General features: G+C 60.9%; 13 protein-coding genes. 6 read left to right on the forward strand and 7 right to left on the reverse strand.

The window, feature by feature from the left end:
• Nucleotides 1-67 precede the first annotated feature (67 nt).
• From G5287_RS08495 to malZ, 5 genes are all read left to right on the forward strand, one after another.
• Nucleotides 68-1057, forward strand: coding sequence for a 2-hydroxyacid dehydrogenase (locus G5287_RS08495; RefSeq protein ID WP_421231148.1), 990 nt, complete (start codon nucleotides 68-70; stop codon nucleotides 1055-1057).
• Nucleotides 1058-1149: 92 nt separating this feature from the next.
• Entirely contained in the window at nucleotides 1150-2511 is a 1362-nt protein-coding gene (gene yegD / locus G5287_RS08500) for a molecular chaperone (protein ID WP_118854446.1), read from the forward strand.
• A 165-nt stretch (nucleotides 2512-2676) separates the two neighbouring features.
• Nucleotides 2677-3093, forward strand: coding sequence for an META domain-containing protein (locus G5287_RS08505; RefSeq protein WP_005340725.1), 417 nt, complete (start codon nucleotides 2677-2679; stop codon nucleotides 3091-3093).
• 88 nt (nucleotides 3094-3181) lie between these two features.
• Nucleotides 3182-4012, forward strand: a complete 831-nt coding sequence (locus G5287_RS08510) for an HDOD domain-containing protein (protein ID WP_005355498.1) — start codon at nucleotides 3182-3184, stop codon at nucleotides 4010-4012.
• A gap of 5 nt (nucleotides 4013-4017) precedes the next feature.
• Complete coding sequence (gene malZ / locus G5287_RS08515; protein WP_421231149.1) at nucleotides 4018-5847, forward strand: maltodextrin glucosidase; 1830 nt, start codon at nucleotides 4018-4020, stop codon at nucleotides 5845-5847.
• Nucleotides 5848-5946: 99 nt separating this feature from the next.
• On the opposite strand, the gene G5287_RS08520 is transcribed toward malZ, so the two are convergent.
• Together G5287_RS08520 and G5287_RS08525 are read right to left on the reverse strand one after the other, a co-directional pair.
• Nucleotides 5947-6480 (reverse strand): cobalamin adenosyltransferase, encoded by a 534-nt coding sequence (locus tag G5287_RS08520; protein ID WP_058059398.1) that lies wholly within the window; start codon nucleotides 6478-6480, stop codon nucleotides 5947-5949.
• 89 nt (nucleotides 6481-6569) lie between these two features.
• Nucleotides 6570-7712 (reverse strand): DUF5610 domain-containing protein, encoded by a 1143-nt coding sequence (locus G5287_RS08525; RefSeq protein WP_421231150.1) that lies wholly within the window; start codon nucleotides 7710-7712, stop codon nucleotides 6570-6572.
• 170 nt (nucleotides 7713-7882) lie between these two features.
• Between G5287_RS08525 and trmA the strand changes: the two genes are divergently transcribed.
• The gene (trmA, locus tag G5287_RS08530) at nucleotides 7883-9016 is read left to right on the forward strand and encodes a tRNA (uridine(54)-C5)-methyltransferase TrmA (protein WP_421231151.1); all 1134 of its coding nucleotides are present in this window, start codon (nucleotides 7883-7885) and stop codon (nucleotides 9014-9016) included.
• Nucleotides 9017-9083: 67 nt separating this feature from the next.
• On the opposite strand, the gene G5287_RS08535 is transcribed toward trmA, so the two are convergent.
• From G5287_RS08535 to G5287_RS08555, 5 genes are all read right to left on the reverse strand, one after another.
• Nucleotides 9084-10817, reverse strand: coding sequence for a methyl-accepting chemotaxis protein (locus G5287_RS08535; RefSeq protein ID WP_421231152.1), 1734 nt, complete (start codon nucleotides 10815-10817; stop codon nucleotides 9084-9086).
• A gap of 51 nt (nucleotides 10818-10868) precedes the next feature.
• Complete coding sequence (gene mglC / locus G5287_RS08540) at nucleotides 10869-11879, reverse strand: galactose/methyl galactoside ABC transporter permease MglC (RefSeq protein WP_005342585.1); 1011 nt, start codon at nucleotides 11877-11879, stop codon at nucleotides 10869-10871.
• A 16-nt stretch (nucleotides 11880-11895) separates the two neighbouring features.
• Nucleotides 11896-13416 carry a galactose/methyl galactoside ABC transporter ATP-binding protein MglA gene (mglA, locus tag G5287_RS08545; RefSeq protein WP_421231153.1) on the reverse strand — a complete coding sequence of 507 codons (1521 nt, stop codon included), beginning with the start codon at nucleotides 13414-13416 and terminating at the stop codon, nucleotides 11896-11898.
• Nucleotides 13417-13469: 53 nt separating this feature from the next.
• The gene (gene mglB, locus G5287_RS08550; RefSeq protein ID WP_005340747.1) at nucleotides 13470-14456 is read right to left on the reverse strand and encodes a galactose/glucose ABC transporter substrate-binding protein MglB; all 987 of its coding nucleotides are present in this window, start codon (nucleotides 14454-14456) and stop codon (nucleotides 13470-13472) included.
• A gap of 276 nt (nucleotides 14457-14732) precedes the next feature.
• On the reverse strand, nucleotides 14733-17792 hold the full coding sequence (locus tag G5287_RS08555; protein WP_421231154.1) for a beta-galactosidase: 3060 nt from the start codon (nucleotides 17790-17792) through the stop codon (nucleotides 14733-14735).
• Between the last annotated feature and the right edge of the window lie 18 nt (nucleotides 17793-17810).

Here is a 17810-nt window from a genome sequence, read left to right on the forward strand (position 1 = left end):
GTTTGTCCGGTGATAGCTGACCCATTTTGTTGTAATTTGACGACACACACGCTGCGGAGCACATACCATGAAAGTCGCCGTATTCAGTACCAAGAGCTATGACAAAGAGCATTTCAACCAGGCCAACAGCCAGTACGGCTTCGACCTAGAGTTTTTCGATGTGCGGCTGGAGGCCAAAACGGCCCGACTGGCTCACGGCTTCCCAGTGGTGTGTCTGTTCGTCAATGACGACGCCGACCACGAGGTATTGACCGAACTGGCTGCCAACGGCACCCAGGTGATCGCCCTGCGCTGCGCCGGTTACAACAACGTGGACCTGGCCGCGGCCAAAGAGCTGGGGCTGAAAGTGGTGCGGGTGCCCGCCTACTCCCCCGAGGCGACCGCAGAACACGCGGTCGGCATGATGATGTGCCTCAACCGCCGCATCCACAAAGCCTATCAGCGCACCCGCGACGCCAACTTCTCGCTGGAGGGGCTGGTCGGCTTCAACATGCATGGCAAGACCGTTGGCGTCATCGGCACCGGCAAGATCGGTCTGGCCGCCCTGCGCATCCTCAAGGGCTTCGGGGTTCGCCTGCTGGTCAACGATCCTTACCAGAATCCGGCAGCCATCGAGCTGGGTGCCGAGTACGTGGATCTCGATACCCTGTTCCGCCAATCCGACATCATCAGCCTGCACTGCCCGCTGTTCAAAGAGAACTACCACCTGTTGAACAAGGAGGCGTTCGCCAAGATGAAGGACGGGGTGATGATCATCAACACCAGCCGTGGCGGTCTGCTCGACTCCAACGCCGCCATCGAGGCGCTCAAGACCTCCCGTATCGGCGCACTGGGGCTGGACGTCTACGAGGAGGAAGAGGATCTCTTCTTCTCCGACAAGTCCAACGAGGTGATCACCGATGACGTGTTCCGCCGCCTGTCTGCCTGCCACAACGTGCTGTTCACCGGCCATCAGGCGTTCCTGACCCGCGAGGCGCTGCACGCCATCGCCGATACCACCCTCGGCAATATCCGCGCCATCGAGATCCAGGGCCGCTGCGACAACGAAGTGGAATAAGGGCTCGCCCTCTCTTCGTCACGCGCCGGGTTGTGAGACCCGGCGCCTTCGGGTAGGCTAGCCCCCCTTTTTTATTCAGGAGTCTGGCGCCCATGTTTATCGGATTTGATTACGGCACCTCCAACTGTGCCGTGGCCGTGATGGAACAAGGTAGCCCCAGGCTGCTGAATCTTGGCGCATCCCGCTATCTCCCCTCCACCCTGCATGCCCCCCACCGGGATGCTATCGCCGGTCTGTTGGCTGAAGGGCTGGCCCCCGCCCAGCAGGCGGAATACCTCAAGCTGCGTGGCCCCGTGGTCACCCGCGCCCAGATGGTTCGCCGCCAGATGCGCGAAGAGGGACTGATCGACGAGCTGAGCTTTGGCGGCGCTGCACTGGAGCGCTATCTGGAAGAGCCGGACGACGGCTACTACATCAAGTCACCGAAATCCTTCCTCGGGGCTTATGGCCTCAAGGCTCCCCAGATCGCCCTGTTTGAAGACATCGTCTGCGCCATGATGCTCCATGTCCGCCAGCAGGCGGAGCAGCAGCTCGGCGCCCCGATCCGCCAGGCGGTGATCGGCCGTCCGGTCAACTTCCAGGGTCTGGCGGGGGAAGAGAGCAACCAGCAAGCTATCGCCATCCTGACCGAGGCAGCCCGTCTGGCCGGTTTCGAGCAGGTGGAGTTCCTCTATGAACCGGTGGCCGCCGGGTTTGAATTCGAGGCGCGCCTCACCGAAGACGCCGTGGTGCTGGTAGTGGATATCGGCGGCGGTACCACCGACTGCTCCATGCTGCGGATGGGCCCGAGCTACCGAGATCAGCTGGATCGCAGCGGCGATCTGCTCGGCCACAGCGGCCAGCGGATCGGCGGCAACGACTTCGATATCCGCCTGACGGTGGAGGGGATGATGCCGCTGCTCGGCATGCACGAGACCCTCAAGACCGGCAAGCCGCTGCCCCACCCGCTGTTCTGGGATGCGGCCGCCATCAACGACGTCAGCGCCCAGAGCCGCTTCTACAGCCTCGACACCGCCCGCCAGCTGCAGGATCTGCAGCTCGACAGCCAGCCCGGCAGCAAGTTGGGGCGTCTGGCCAGCCTGCGGGCCCACAAGCTGAGCCACCAGCTGGTGTGGCGTGCCGAGCAGGGCAAGATCGCCCTCTCGGAGCAGGAGCTCAATCGCCAGTCGCTGGCCGAGCTGGAAAAAGGGCTGGAAGCCGAACTGACCCGCGAACAGCTGGCTAACGCATCGACCCTGCTGCTGGAGAAAATTGGCGAGCTGATGGACGAAGCGATTGCCGCCGCCGGTGTGCAGCCGGATCGCATCTTCGTCACCGGTGGTAGCGCCCGCTCGCCGCTGATCGCCAGCTTTATCCGCCAGAAGCTCCCGTCCATCCCGCTTGAGGGTGGCGATGACTTCGGCTCGGTGGCCGCCGGTCTCGCCCGTTATGCCGAGCGGCTGTTCGCCAACTGAGCCCTGAGATAGCGTAAATCGATGGCAACATCACCCGTGTGTTGCCATTAAGCGACAGTCGTGCGGGACAAGGGGCGACAGAAGCGGTCGGTCGTCCCCTCTCCCGCCCTGCTCCCGACTGCCCAAAAAGGGTATTCTTGACGCTCCCCCAACCGGAGCCCCCTCATGCCCAGATTGCCCTTTTTGCTGATCCCCCTGTTACTGCTCGCTGGCTGCAGCTCGACCGCCTTTGTTCAGCAAGATCTGCAACACCACCACTGGGTACTGAGCAAACTGGATGGCGAACCGATCAAGGCCCCCCGCGACAATCCCCCCGATTTCGAGATCGGCGAGCACTTCACCGTCAACGGCATCGCCGGTTGCAACCGCTACTTCGGTCAGGGCCATCTGGAAGATGACAAACTGTGGGTCACCAGTCTGGGCAGCACCGAAATGGCCTGCATGCCACCGCTCGACACCATCGAACAGGCCGTGCTGACCACCCTTACCGAGGGGGCGACCTTGAGCGGCACCAGTCAGAACCTGATCCTGCAGGGCAAACAGCACCGTTTGGAATACACCTTGCGCGACTGGGTGTTCTAGCGCTCACAAAGCCGCATCACAAACAGGAACATGTTGTCCGGCTGTGGCACAATATGAGGCAGAGTTCGCAACGGAGGCTGCCTCAGCCATGTCGATGGATCGCCTGTTTGACAAGATCAAACAACTCCCCACTATTCCCAAGCTGCTGCACGAGTTGATGCAGAGCTTCAACGACGAGAATGCCCGCATCGACGAGATTGCGGCCAAGATCGCCATGGATCAGGTGATCAGCGTCAAGGTGCTGCGGATGGCCAACTCGGCCGCCCTGCGCCGGGGCAACGAAGTGACTTCTATTGAACAGGCGGTGATCCGGCTCGGCTTCAACCGGCTGCGCTCCGTGGTGGTCGCCTCCGGCATCATCGGCACCTTCAAGGCCCCGCCCAGCTTCGACAAGAACAAGTTCTGGACCGAGACCTTCCAGGTCGCCACCATAGCCAAGACCCTGGCCCAGGAGGCCAAGGTGATGGATCCCGAGACCGCCTTCACCTGCGCTCTGATCCACAACATCGGCGAACTGCTTATCCAGAGCACCTTGCCGGAAGAGGCCGAGCTCATCAACATGGCGATCCAGAACGGCAGCAGCCGGGTCGAGGCCCAGCGGGAGATGCTGGGCTACGACTATGCCCAGCTTGGTGCCGAGCTGGCGCGGCGCTGGAACCTCTCCGAGGCCTTCGTCGATGCCATCTCCCAGCAGCTTGACCCGCTCTCCCACGATCCAGTCAGCAAGGAGGCGGTGCTGATCCGCCTCGCCGTGTTTATCTCCTTCGCCTGGAACGCGGGCGTGCCTGCCCAGGCCATCATCGCCCGCTTCCCTAAACCGCTCGCCGACCAGTTGGGACTGGATCCCAAGTCGCTGGCAGGCCAGCTCGAAACATTGCATGAACAGGGTAATGCCCTCGCCGATCTTCTGACTCAATAAGCATCATGACCCATCCGTTTCTGTTTCATCCCCAGGTGGCGCCCTGGTTCAAAGAGAGCGCCGACGCACTGCAATTGACCCTTTTTAGCGAGCTGGATGCGCCGATCCGCGAGGTATGGCTGCGCCACGAGCCGGATAACGAGGAGTACCTGATCCCGATGACGGCAGTCTCCACCCGCGATCGGCTGCAGGTATGGCAGGCGACCCTGCCGCTAATCAAAGGACAAGATATCCACCTCTACAGCTTCAAGTGCCTCACCGACGAGGAGCAGTGGTGGCTGCACGGGGCGGGCGTCAGCGCGTCCATGCCGCCACGGGAGCAACATTTTCGCTTCAACAGCCTGCACCAGCCACCGGCCTGGGTGCAGGATCAGGTGTTCTATCAGATCTTCCCCGACCGCTTCTGCAACGGCGATCCGTCGCTGAGCGTCAAGCATCACGAGTACGAGTACCGTGGCAAGGCGGTGATCAGCAAAGCGTGGGGTGAGCCGGTCAGTCGTCATGAAGAGGGCCACGGCGCCTGCGAATTTTACGGCGGCGATCTGGCGGGCATCGATGCCAAGCTGCACTATCTGCAATCTCTCGGGGTGACGGCGCTCTACCTCAACCCCATCTTCGATTCACCGAGCAACCACAAGTACGACACCCAGGACTACTTCAAGGTGGATGCCCACCTCGGCAGCAACGAGCAGTTCGCCGAGCTGACCCGCAACCTGCACCAGCGCGGCATGAAGATCATCCTCGATGCGGTGGTCAACCACACCTCTACCGAGCACCCCTGGTTCTGCCCGCCACTGGGAGCCCAGAGCAACCCGGACTCCCCGTGGCGCAGCTTCTACACCTTTGATAAAGAAGGGGATTACGTCAGCTGGAAGGGCATTCGCAGCCTGCCCAAGCTCGACTTCTCCTGCGAGAAGGTTCAGGACGCCGTCTATCGGGCTGACGACGCCATCCTCCGTTACTGGATGCGCGCCCCCTACCAGATCGATGGCTGGCGCTTTGACGTCATCCACATGCTGGGCGAGCGCGGCACCGCCGAGGGCAACCGCAGCCATGTGCGCGCCATTCGCGGGGCGGTGAAGCAGGAGAACCCGGACGCCTATGTGCTGGGTGAGCACTTCTTCGAGGCGAGCCAGTGGCTGCAAGGGGATCAGGAGGATGGTGCCATGAACTACTATGGCTTCGCCCACCCGATCCGCGCCTTCCTGGCGGGGCAGGATATCGCCTACCACCCCATCAAGATCAGCGCCGAAGAGCTGGATCGCTGGCTCAAACTGGCGCGGGCCCACATTCCGTTCAAGAACCAGCTGGCCCAGTTCAACCTGCTGGACAGCCACGATACCGCCCGCTTCCTCCACCTGCTGGGTGAGGACAAGCAGCGGATGCAGCTGGCCGCCACCCTGCTGCTCACCTATATCGGTGTGCCCTCCATCTACTACGGCGATGAAGTGGGGCTCTCTGGCGGCAACGACCCGGACTGTCGCCGCTGCTTCCCGTGGAATACCACAGACTGGGATCACGTGCTGCACGACCACTATCGCCGGCTGATCCAGATCCGCCGCCAGCGCCCCTCCCTGCGCCGTGGCGATATCCAGACCCTCTACGCCGGGCCCCACAGCTATGTGTTCGCCCGTACCCTGCAAAGCGATCAAGTGGTAGTAGCCTGCAACCGCCACCCGAGCGAGCCGCGCACCATCAGCCTGCCCCTGTGGCAGACCGCCAGCCCTGCCAGCCGCTTCACCGACGCCTTCAACGGTGAGAAGTTTGAAGTGGTGCAGGGCGAGGTGCAGCTCACCATCCCCGCCAACTCGGCCCGGGTGCTGATCTCCAGCTGAGCGGGCAACTTACGCGCTGAAAAGCAAAACCGGAGCCCAAGGCTCCGGTTTTTTATTCCATTCAATCCACCATGACGTCTGGCCCCTAACCAGCCGCCATCAGTAGTTGATGCTGACGTAGGGCACTTCCGGCACCTGCCAGCGCTGCTTGAGGTAGACGGTGAGCACGAAGAAGAAGTTGGCCAGCAGGTTGGCGAAGCGATAGAGAATGGGATCGAAGGCCACCTCGCTCTCTTCCAGCCTGACCAGCAGCCGCACCACCTTCTTGCTGCCGCAGCGGCACAGATGGAGGGTTGGAATGGGCTGCGGCCCCTGTGGCAGCACAAAACCGGTGACGCTGCCGCGACTCGCCTCGTTGTAGTGGTCGTAACGGGCCTTGAGCCACTCAAGATCTGCATCGAAGATCCCCAGTTTGCCGCGTACCGAGCCGTTTAGGTTGTAGATAAGTCGCTGCAACGCCGCGAGATCCGCCAGCATGGGCTCGGTATCCGCATCCGGCGCAAGGTGTGACAGCACGGCCCCGACCTGACAGCAGAGCTCGTCCGTGGCGATTTCAAAATCACATTTGAACGAGGTTTCGAAGATAAAGGGGTAGCAGAGCTCGCGCTTGTCTCTTGGCTTCTTGGGGTTCATGGGGCAACCGGATTGGAGAAAAGGCCAGTGTGCCAGCCCCGGGAAGGGCTGGCAAACGGCAGCTCATTACTTGCGTAACGCGCTGTGGCTCAGACGTTCTTACTGGCGGGCTCGGTGGAGGGCTGGAACTGGTTGATCATCCGCAGCGCCTCCAGCATCCGCTGGTTGAAGCTGGTGAAGCGATCGATCTGTGCAGGTTCCCCTTCCCCTCTCGCCGCCAACACGGCCGGGGTCAGCGCCTGTTGCTGGGATGGTGGCAGCAGGGTATCTGCCTGTTTCTGCACCTGATCCAGCTTCGGCAGGTAGTCGGCAAACGGCTTGATCAGATCCTGCAGGGAGCTGGCCCCCTGATAGGTCTGGCTCAGCTTGACGCTCTGCTTGAGCTTGAGGGAGTAGGAGGCCAGCTGGCTGTCATCCAGTTTCAGCTCGCCCGCCTTGTCCAGCAGATCCTCGAAGTTGCCGGAGAAGAAGCTCCCCGCCAGCTCGTCGATCCCCTTGACCAGCTTGCCGATGGACTCCATCTCGTCGCTGCTGAGATCTCCCTCCAGCGAGAAGCTGAAGCTCTGGCTCGACTTGAGGCTGAACTGGCTGCCGCTCTCGCTGCTCTGGGACTTGGTCTGCCAGCTATCGTTGAAGCGCAGCACCACCTTGTCACCATCCTTGGTCTGGATCTCCAGATAACCCTGCTGGCGACTGGCCATCTCGGCCTGCCCCATGTCGGTCGGGGAAACCTTGCCGAAGAACTCCTTCTCGAACTCCTCGAGCCCTTTCTGGATCAGCTTGTAGCTCTGATCGATACCAGTTTTGATATCCTCGTTGTCAGTCGCCCACTTGCCGAGCTGCTTCTTCGCCTCGTCAAAGCCCTTGTCGATCCCCTTGCGGGCCTGCTCCATCATCCCGGTCAGGTCGTCGTCGGATTTGCCATCGGCCCGCGCGGCACCGAGTCGCCCGGTCACGAACTGCAGCACGTTGTCCGCCACCGACTGGAAGTCGAACAGGGTCTCCGGGGTGATCTCCTCGGGCTCTTTCACCTTCGGCGCCTGATAGCCCTGGCCGTTGATCTCCAGCGAGAACTGCAATGCCTGCTGGATCAGCACCTGCGCCCACTTGGGCGGCTTGTGCAAGGAGACCGCCTCCTCGCTCTTGACCTGTTTCTGCTCCGCCTGTTGGGGCGATTTGGGAGAAACACCCACTCCCTTGGGTTGGGCTGCGCCCACGCCTTCGATCTGCATAATGTGTCCTCCCACCATGCCTGTAGATCAGCTATCGGCCTGACTGAACACTTCTTGACCACAAAATGCTGGACAATCTGCGGCTGGCTTTTAAAATCGGGCCCCTTTGGGTGGCCTGTTGCCTTCCCCCGATTTCGACCCGGCCCGGCCGGTGTGCATGTGAGGTATTTATGACCCAATCCCAACAGCCTTCCGCGAACGCTCCGGCGCCTAGAACCGCGGCCGACTATCAGGCCCAACTCGACGAAAAGCGCGCTCGCCTCACCGAGCTGTTTGCCGGCTTCACCCTCCCGGCGCTGGAAGTGCACAGCTCACCGGCGGAGTACTACCGGATGCGCGCCGAATTTCGCATCTGGCACGAAGGGGATGACCTCTTCCACTGCATGTATGCCCCGGCGACCAAAGAGATCATCAAGATAGACCACTTCCCTACCGCCAGCCGCCTCATCAACCAGTTGATGCCGCTGCTGCTGGAGGGGCTGCGCCCACACCCGGTGCTGCGCCGCAAACTGTTCCAGATCGACTACCTCTCCACCCAGTCCGGCCAGATCATTGTCAGCCTGCTCTATCACCGCAAGCTGGAGGCCGAATGGCAACAAGCCGCCGAAGCGCTGCAGGCCGACCTGCGCGCCAAAGGGTTCGAGCTGCAGCTGATTGGCCGCGCCCACAAGCAGAAGATCTGTCTGGGGGATGACTTCGTCATCGAACAGCTCAACGTGGCGGGTCGCCAGCTCACCTACAAACAGGTGGAGAACAGCTTCACCCAGCCCAACGCCGCCATCAACGAGCAGATGCTGGCCTGGGCGCTGGATGTGACCAAAGAGAGCGAAGGGGACCTGCTGGAGCTCTATTGCGGCAATGGCAACTTCTCCATCGCGCTGGCGCAGAACTTCCGCAAGGTGCTGGCCACCGAAATCGCCAAGCCGAGCGTCGACTCCGCCCAGTTCAACATCGCCGCCAACGGCGTCGACAACCTGATCATCCTGCGTATGTCGGCCGAGGAGTTCACCATGGCGATGCGTGGTGAACGGGAGTTCAACCGCCTCAAGGGGATCGATCTCAAGAGCTACCAGTGCAACACCATCTTCGTCGACCCGCCCCGCGCCGGTCTCGACGATGCCACCGTCAAGCTGGTGCAGGAGTACGACAACATCCTCTACATCTCCTGCAACCCCGAGACACTGCAGGCCAACATGGCCGTGCTGGGCGAAACCCACGAAATCGCCCGTTTCGCCCTGTTCGACCAGTTCCCCTGGACCCATCATATGGAAGCCGGGGTCTATCTGCGCCGCAAGGCCGGTTGATTCAGGCAGACAGGAAAACAACAACAGGGCCGGATGGCCCTGTTTTGTTATTGACTGAACACCGGCCTCACTCCAACCGGAAGTGGCCCACGATCTCCCGCAGCCGGTCGTAGGTCTGCTGCATCGCCGCAGAGCTGGCGACCGTCGCTTCGCCATTGTGGGTCAGCTGGCGGATCACTTCAGCGATGGCGCTCATGTTGCGGTTGATCTCTTCGGCCACCGCGCTCTGCTGCTCCGCCGCCGTAGCGATATGGCTGATGAGATCGTTGATCTCCACCACTTCCCCTGCCATCAGATCCAGCGACTCGTTGACCCTGGTGGTGTTCTCGGCAGCGCCCTGACAGCTCTGCTTGGTATTGCCCATGGCATCCACCACAGTGCGGGTGCCTCGCTGCAGACTGGCCAGCATGGTCTGGATCTCGGCTGTGCTCTGCTGGGTGCGGGCCGCGAGGGAACGCACCTCGTCTGCCACCACCGCAAAGCCACGCCCCTGCTCGCCGGCACGGGCCGCCTCGATGGCGGCGTTGAGGGCCAGCAGGTTGGTCTGTTCGGCAATGCTGCCGATCACCCCCAGCACAGAGCCAATCTGCTGCACATCCTGTTGCATAGCTTCAATGGAGCGAGCAGTGGCTTCCACTTCGTCCACCAGCGCCATCACGCTGGCCATCGCCTGATCCACCACCTGACGGGACTGGCTCGCCAGCTGCTGGCTCTGGCCGGTGAGCCGGGCGGTGCTGGCTGCACTCTCGGAGACGGAGACTGCGGTGCGGCTCATCTCGTTGATGGCGGTCACCACCTGCTCGGTCTCGCGTACATGGTCCGCCAGCAGAGACTGGGCGGCGCCGGTCTGGCTGGCCAGCCCCTCGATACCGCTGTTGAGCTGGCCGCTCGCCTGCCGCACCTCCCCCATCATCTCCTGCAACCGCTCGATAAAGCGGTTGATACCGGCCGAGATCTGGCCAAGGTCATCCTTGCTGGTCACCGCCAGCCGGCGGGTGAGATCGCCACTGCCACGGGAGAGCTCCAGCACCAGATCCCGCAACGAGAGAATGGGGCGATAGGCCACGTTGAGCGCTAGCATTGCCAGCACCATCACCACGATCGCCACGCCGCACAGCGCCATGATGATCTGGCCGTTGAGGGCCCGGGTCATGGCCCGGATGTAATCGAGGTCGATGTAGCCGGTCAGCGTCCAGCTGCTGCCACGAATATCCAGCTGGTTGGGGCGTGCCTCGCTCTCCCCTTGCGGCTTGCTGTCATAGAGGTTGTTACCCTGACTGTCGGCCAACGAAAAGTAGCGGCCATCGCCACTCATCTTCTCCAGCAGGCTTTTGAACTCGCTCATGTCGAGGTAGTAGAGATAGGCGGAATCGGCACCGCGCGGCACCAGAATGGTGATGACCGGCTTGCCATCCACTTGTTGCAGCGGGCTGACGGTGATCTGGTTGTTGGCGGCGGGGATCAGCTTGCGCAGCGCATCGACTTTGGCGCTGTCGTTGATGACCCCGCTCACGTCGAAGGCCATGTCGCCGATCACCTTGACGATGTTGTGAAAACCGGTCTCTTGCAGGGTCTTCTTGACGTTGGTCACCCCGAAGTTGAGGTTGGCGGCCAACAGGATCTTCTGATTGATGTCGCTGGCCAGCTTCTCTTTGACCAGGGTGATCTGTTCGTTGATGTTGTGGGTGGCCTGAGTGCGAATGTAGCCACTGATGAAGTGGTTGACGCTGAGCCCGGCGGTGCCGATGGTGACCAGAATGGCCAGTAGCAGCAAGAGGTAAATCTTGACCTTGAATGGCATGGGTTCCCTCCAGAAGAGAGGGCTGGCAACACCAACCCTCCCTGCCAATCGTTATTTCTTCTTGGCGTACTTCATGGAGTCCAATGCCACCGCCAGAATGATGATGCCGCCCTTGATGATGAACTGCCAGTAAGGGCTGACCCCGATATAGGTCAAACCATAGTTGATCAGGGTGAAGATAAGTACGCCGGTGATCACACCCGCGACCGTTCCCACCCCGCCGGCAAACGACACCCCGCCCACCACGCACGCAGCGATGGCATCGAGCTCGTACATGAAGCCGAGGTTGTTGGTGGCGCTACCGATACGGCCCGCTTCCAGCATGCCGCCGAAGGCGTAGAAGACCCCCGCCAGCGCATAGATCATCACCAGATTGACCGCCACGTTGACGCCGGAGACCTTGGCAGCCTCGGGGTTGCCGCCGATGGCGAAGATGTTTTTGCCAAAGCGGGTCTTGTTCCACAGCACCCAGACAAAGACGCTGGCGATGGCTGCATAGAAGGTGAGATAGGAGAGCTTGAATCCTCCTATCCGGATAAAGCCCTGGGCGAAGCTGGAGAAGCGGGGATCAAACCCGGCCACCGGTGATGCCCCAACCGAGTCAAAGTAGAGGGAGTTGATACCGTAGACGATGATCATGGTGCCCAGGGTGGTAATGAACGGGGTGACGTTCAGGTAGGCCACGATCAGACCGTTGACCAGACCAATCAGCGCCCCCACCACACACACCAGCAGGATCACCGCAGGAATGGGCACCTCCCCCAGCGTCGGGAACACCTTGTTGACGTTGGTCAACGCCTGCAACATGGTTGCTGCTATGAGTGCCGCCAGACCGACCTGACGACCGGCCGAGAGATCCGTCCCCTGAGTGATAATGATGCCCGCCACCCCCAGCGCTATGATGACCCGCACCGAGGACTGGGTCAGGATGTTGCTGAAGTTGGTGAGGCTCAGGAAGGAGGGCTCCTGGATCACGATGACCATGAGCAGCACCAGCAGCACCAGATAGATGGCGTTTTCCTTGAGCGCCTGCATCAGATTGAAATTTTTAGCCGACTCCATAAATGTCTTCCTGTCTCTAGAGGTACAGAGATGCCAGGCGCAGTATCTCGCTCTGGTCAGTTTCTTTGGTATTGACGATCCCGGCGACCCGGCCATTGCTCATCACCATGATGCGGTCGGTGATCCCCAGCAATTCCGGCATCTCTGACGAGATGATGATGATCCCCTTGTCCTTCTTCGCCAGCTCCAGGATGAGCTGGTAGATCTCGAACTTGGCCCCGACGTCGATGCCGCGAGTGGGCTCGTCGAGCATCAGGATCTCCGGCTGGGTCAGCAGCCAGCGGCCGATGATCACCTTCTGCTGGTTACCCCCGGAGAGGGAACCGATCTGGGTCTGCTGGGTCGGCGTCTTGACCCGCATGGAGTCGATCACCCACTGGGTATCGCTCTTCATCTTGTTGTCGCTGAGCAGCCCCATGGAGCCCTTGTAGCTGTCCATGTTGGCGATCAGGGAGTTGAAGGCGATATCAAGCCGCGAGTAGATGCCGGTGGAGCGGCGCTCTTCCGTCACCAGCGCAAAGCCGTTGCGGATCGCTTCGTGGGCGTTGTGGTTGGCTACCTCTTTGCCGTGCAGCTTGATGCTGCCCTGGCTGCGATCACGAATACCGAACAGGGTCTCGACGATATCGGTGCGCTTGGCCCCGACCAGTCCGGCGATGCCGAGGATCTCCCCCTTGTGCAGGTTGAAGGTCACATCCTGAATGGAGGGCTGGTTCTTCGCCGTCAGGTGTTCGATCTCGAGGATCACCTCTTTCGGCTGGTTGGTCTTTTCCGGGAAGCGCTGGGTCAGTTCACGGCCGACCATCATCCCGATGATCTGATCCATGGTCATGCCCTTGAGCGGCTGGGTTGCCACCCACTGGCCATCCCGCAATATGGTGATCTCGTCACAGAGCTGGAAGATCTCCTCCATCTTGTGAGAGATGTAGACGATGCCGCACCCCTTATCCTTCAACTTGTTGATGATTTTGAAGAGGTGGTTCACCTCTTTCTCGGTCAGGGAGGAGGTGGGTTCGTCCATGATGACGATCTTGGCGTCGTAGGAGAACGCCTTGGCGATCTCGATCATCTGCATCTGGGAGACCGACAGGGTCGCGACCTTCACCTTGGGGTCGATGTCGATATCCAGCTCATCGAAGATGCGCTTGGTGTCGTCATACATCTTGCCGTGGTCGATAAACCACCCCTTGGTGGGGTAGCGGCCGAGCCACATGTTGTCCATCACGGTACGCTGCAGCACCAGGTTGAGCTCCTGATGCACCATGGAGACGCCATTTTCCAGCGCCTCTTTGGAGGAGGTGAAGTTGATCTCCTGCCCCTTGAAGAAGATCTTGCCCTGATCCTTCTCGTAAATGCCGAACAGGCACTTGAGCAGTGTGGATTTTCCCGCTCCGTTCTCGCCCATCAACGCATGCACAGAATGAGGACGGACCCGTAAATTGACATTATCGAGTGCCTTGACGCCGGGAAAGCTCTTACTGACGTTAATCATCTCCAACAGCCATTCTGATTGTTGCTGTGTTGTCATATCAGCCATCACATCTGGTTGAAAAAAGGGCAAGGGGATCTCCCTTGCCCTGGAGGAGGGAATTACTCGAATTGGGACAGGTTGTCTTTATCCACACCGACGTAGGCAACACGTACTACCTTGTCGACGATATTCCACTTGGTGCCTTCACCGGCCGGTTTGCCTTCAGCCAGGTTCTTGGTCAGCTCGAAGGTGGCTTTGGCCTGATTGGCCGCATCGTTCAGCACAGTACCCGCCATGGCACCGCTCTTGACCATGGCCAACGCTTCCGGCAGCGCATCGACGCCGAATACCGGAATGGCAGTCTTGCCCTGGGCTTTCAGTGACTCGACTGCACCCATTGCCATGCCGTCGTTGTTGGCGATGACCACTTCGATCTTGTTGGCGTTGGGGCCGGAGATCCAGGCATCCATCTTGTCTTTCGCCATGGCGGTATCCCACATACCGGTATCCATGTGCAGTTGTTCAGTCTTGACGCCGCCATCGTTCAGGGTCTTGACCACGTAGGAGGTGCGCGCTTCGGCATCCGGGTGGCCCGGCTCCCCTTTCAGCAGCACGAACTGGATCACGCCATCCTTGTTCAGATCCCACTCCGGATGGGCTTTCCAATGTTTGGCAATCAGCTGACCCTGGATGATCCCTGACTCCTTGGAGTCGGTCCCCACGTAGTAGGCCTTGTCGTAGCTGGCCAGATCGGTAGCGCTCGGCTCCTTGTTGTAGAAGACCACCGGGATATCTTCGCCACGGGCTTTCTCAATCACCACCGGTGCCGCAGCGGGGTCAACCAGGTTGATGGCCAGCGCCTTCACCCCTTTGGCCAGCAGCACGTCGATCTGGTCGTTCTGCTTGGACTGGTCGTTCTGGGAGTCGTTCATCAGCAGCTCCACCCCCGGAGTGGCTGCCGCCTCCTTCTCGATGGCCTTGCGCACGACCGCCATGAAGTTGTCGTCGTATTTGTAGACGGTTACCCCGATACGGGTGTCAGCCTGGGCATTGGCTCCAGCCATCATGCCCATCAGCAGGGCGGCAACTGTGGTCAGTTTTTTCATTATGTGTGCTCCGATGTGTCTATCTGTGTTGTAGGGTGGCGAGCAATTGAGCAAGCGCCAATCAATGTAATCAGTTTGTTGTCATTTCTTCTGTGATCATGACGACAAAATGAAAACGTTTACACTCTGTTACATTGAAACTTTATATTTATTTTTCAAATACATATAAATAAAAATCAGATTTGAGACTCAATCTTTCCCACAGCATTGAGGCTAGTCGTTACTGGCCTGTTGTCAAAATGGCGCACTGGCTCGACAGTCGCCTCCATAGCTGGCTTAACAGAGAGTGCAGCCCCAACGGTAACGACTCTCGAGCAGTTGATACTCGGGACGCACGCTCTGGCTCCAGGAGTCATCCCCACCCACCCCCATGTGGGCGCCATCGAGGCAGACCCACAGCCCCTCTTCGGCCACCAGATCGCTCTGGTGACGAGCAGCGGCCAGCTGTTGCTGACTGAAGCGGCTGGCACTGAAATGGAAGGTGCCGCTCACCGTCGTGCTGCCCAGCTGCAACTGGCGGGTATCGCAGCGCAAGCCGTTGTCACTCGGAAAAACATAAGGGGTGTGCATGGCCTCCAGCGGCAAACTCCAGCGCCCCAGATCGGCGCCCAGCAGGCGATCCGGATAGTTCTCGTGCGGGCCACGCCCCAGCCATTCTGCTCGCGCCGGTACCTCGGCCAGATGGAGCAACAGACCGATCCGCGGCAGCGAAGGCAGCACCTGTGCCAGCTCGGTCTCTATCTCCAGGCTCATGGCGCCATCGTCGGTAAAGCGATGATGCCAGTGACTCACCAGCAGCAGCTCATCGTGGTGGAAGTAGCCATGACTGACCCGGATATCCCCTCCGGCGACCGCGATCCCCAGACAGCGGTGCTGCCACTGACCGAGACCACACGCCTGCCAGCGGGCAATCCAGGAGTTGGGGTCAGCGTGATCCGCTTCGCTGGTGCCGATGTCGTTGTCGAGCGGCGCGCGGTAGAAGTGATCCATGATCGGCGCCAGCAACTGCTCCTGCCCCGATTTTTGCCAACTGGTGATGCGGCCGCTCTGCTTGTCGAGCCACCACTGGCTGTTTGCGGTGGTGACCAACCAGCTATCCGGCTGCTCGCTCAGGGTGGCGGCAGCGACCGGCGCTGGCAGGGCAAGGGGGGTCGGCAGGGTGAACTGCTGACGGGCGACCTTGTGATCCGCCTGCGACCATAGAGTTTCCTGTGGCTGCACGATGGCCAGATCGAGCCAGGCCAGTGAGCCTGCCGCAAAGGTGGGCAGTGTCTCGCTCAGGGTCAACTCGACCACTCCCTGTGGCGCCAGCTCAAGGGAGATCTCCCCCTGCTGCTGCACATGGCCGTTCTCACACAACTGCCAGCAAAGCCGCTCGTTGTCGGTTTCCCGAAACAGGTATTCGCTCTCGATCCGCACCCGCAGCGGGGTGTGCTCGAGCAGGGCAAAACGGAACGGCTGTTGGGCGCGCTTAGCCTCGCACAGGGCGGGATGGGGGGTGCGATCCGGGAACAGCAGGCCGTTGCAGCAGAACTGGCGATCATTTTGCACATCACCAAAGTCGCCGCCATAGCCCCAGTAGTGGCGACCATCGATGGTGTATTTGTCGAGCCCCTGATCGACCCAATCCCAGACAAACCCGCCTTGCAGACGTGGATGATCGCGAAACGCCTGCCAATAGTGGCCGTAGCCCCCCAGACTGTTGCCCATGGCGTGGGCATATTCGCAGAGGATCAGCGGCCGGTGCTCGCCGGGCAGGCCGATCCACTTGGCCAGCGCCCACTTGGGCACCGCCGGGAAGGGCTGATCCTGATGGGTTCTGGCATACATGGGGCAGATGATGTCGGTCGCCGGAGTGTCGGCCCCGCCCCCCTCGTACTGCACCGGACGGCTCGGGTCGCTGCGCTTGATCCAGCCATACATGGCATCGTGGGCCGGGCCGTAACCCGACTCGTTGCCGAGCGACCAGATGATGATGGAGGGGTGGTTGAAATCCCGCGCCACCATGCGGGTCGCCCGCTCCAAAAAGGCGTTGCTCCAGGCGGGATCCCGCGCCAGCCGCCCCATGGGGGTCATGCCGTGGGTCTCCAGATTCGCCTCGTCCACCACATAGAGACCGAGCCGATCGCAGAGGCGATAGAAGTCGGGGTGGTTGGGATAGTGGGAGCAGCGCACCGCATTGAAGTTGTGCCGCTTTATCAGCAGCAGATCCCGCTCCATGGTGGCGCGATCGATGGCATAACCCTTGGCGGGGTGATGCTCGTGACGGTTGGCACCGCGAACAAGCAGCGGCTGCCCGTTGACCCGCAGCAGGCCGCCACGGATCTCCACCACCCGAAAGCCCACATCGCACGCCTCGCTCTCGATGGCCTGACCCTGTTCGTCCAGCAGGGTCAGGGTCAGGCGATAGAGATGGGGCGTCTCGGCGCTCCACTTGCGCGGCGCAGCCACGTCGAGCCAGCACTCGGCGCGATCGTCATACTCCCCTTTTTCATCAATGGCTTGGGTGCCGATCGGCTGGCGCAGGGTCGCGACCCGCTCGCCACCGTCATAGAGATTGGCCTCTACCGACAGCCCAGCCCCATTGGCGACTTGCAGGGCAATCTTGAGACGACCATCCCGATAGCAGGCATCCAGCTCGGGGGTCACCCGCATATCCATCAGATGGCGGGTCGGTTTGTGCAGCAAGGTGACGGAGCGGAAGATCCCCGACAGCCACCACATATCCTGATCTTCCAGATAGGAGCCGTCGGACCAGCGCAGCACCAGCACCGCCAGCCGGTTGCGACCGCTCTGCAGATATGGGGTCAGATCGAATTCGGCGGGCAGGCGGCTGTCCTGAGAGTAACCGACCCAGCGGCCGTTGCAGAACAGGTGGAAGGCACTGCTCACCCCGTCGAAGATGATCCGGCTCTGTCCGCTTGCCAGCCAGTCGGCGGGCAGCTCGAACTCGCGGGAGTAGCAGCCAGTAGGATTCTCTGCTGGCACTCGGGGCGGATCGCAGGGAAAGGGGTACTTGATATTGGTGTAGATGGGACCATCGGTGAGCGGCCGCGCAGCTGGATAGGCGGCATCCAGCTGCCAGTTGCCCGGCACGGTAATGGGAGTGGCATCAGCCAGATCCTGCACCAGCCAGCTCTCGGGCACCAATTCGGGAGCGGCAAAGAAGGAGAAGCGCCACTCGCCATCGAGCAAGAGACGGGAGGAAGAGGCCAGATCACCCCTGGCATCCGTTTCGCTGCGCCAGCTGAACATGGGGGTATGGGCAGCCAGCCGGTTTACCGACGTAATGGCCTGAGTCTGCCAATCCTGACGCGCCACTATTTCCCTGAGCATTCACTCTCTCCCTGCTGA

The sequence above is a fragment of the Aeromonas sp. 603079 genome, from assembly GCF_049172135.1.
Lineage (GTDB): Bacteria > Pseudomonadota > Gammaproteobacteria > Enterobacterales > Aeromonadaceae > Aeromonas > Aeromonas veronii.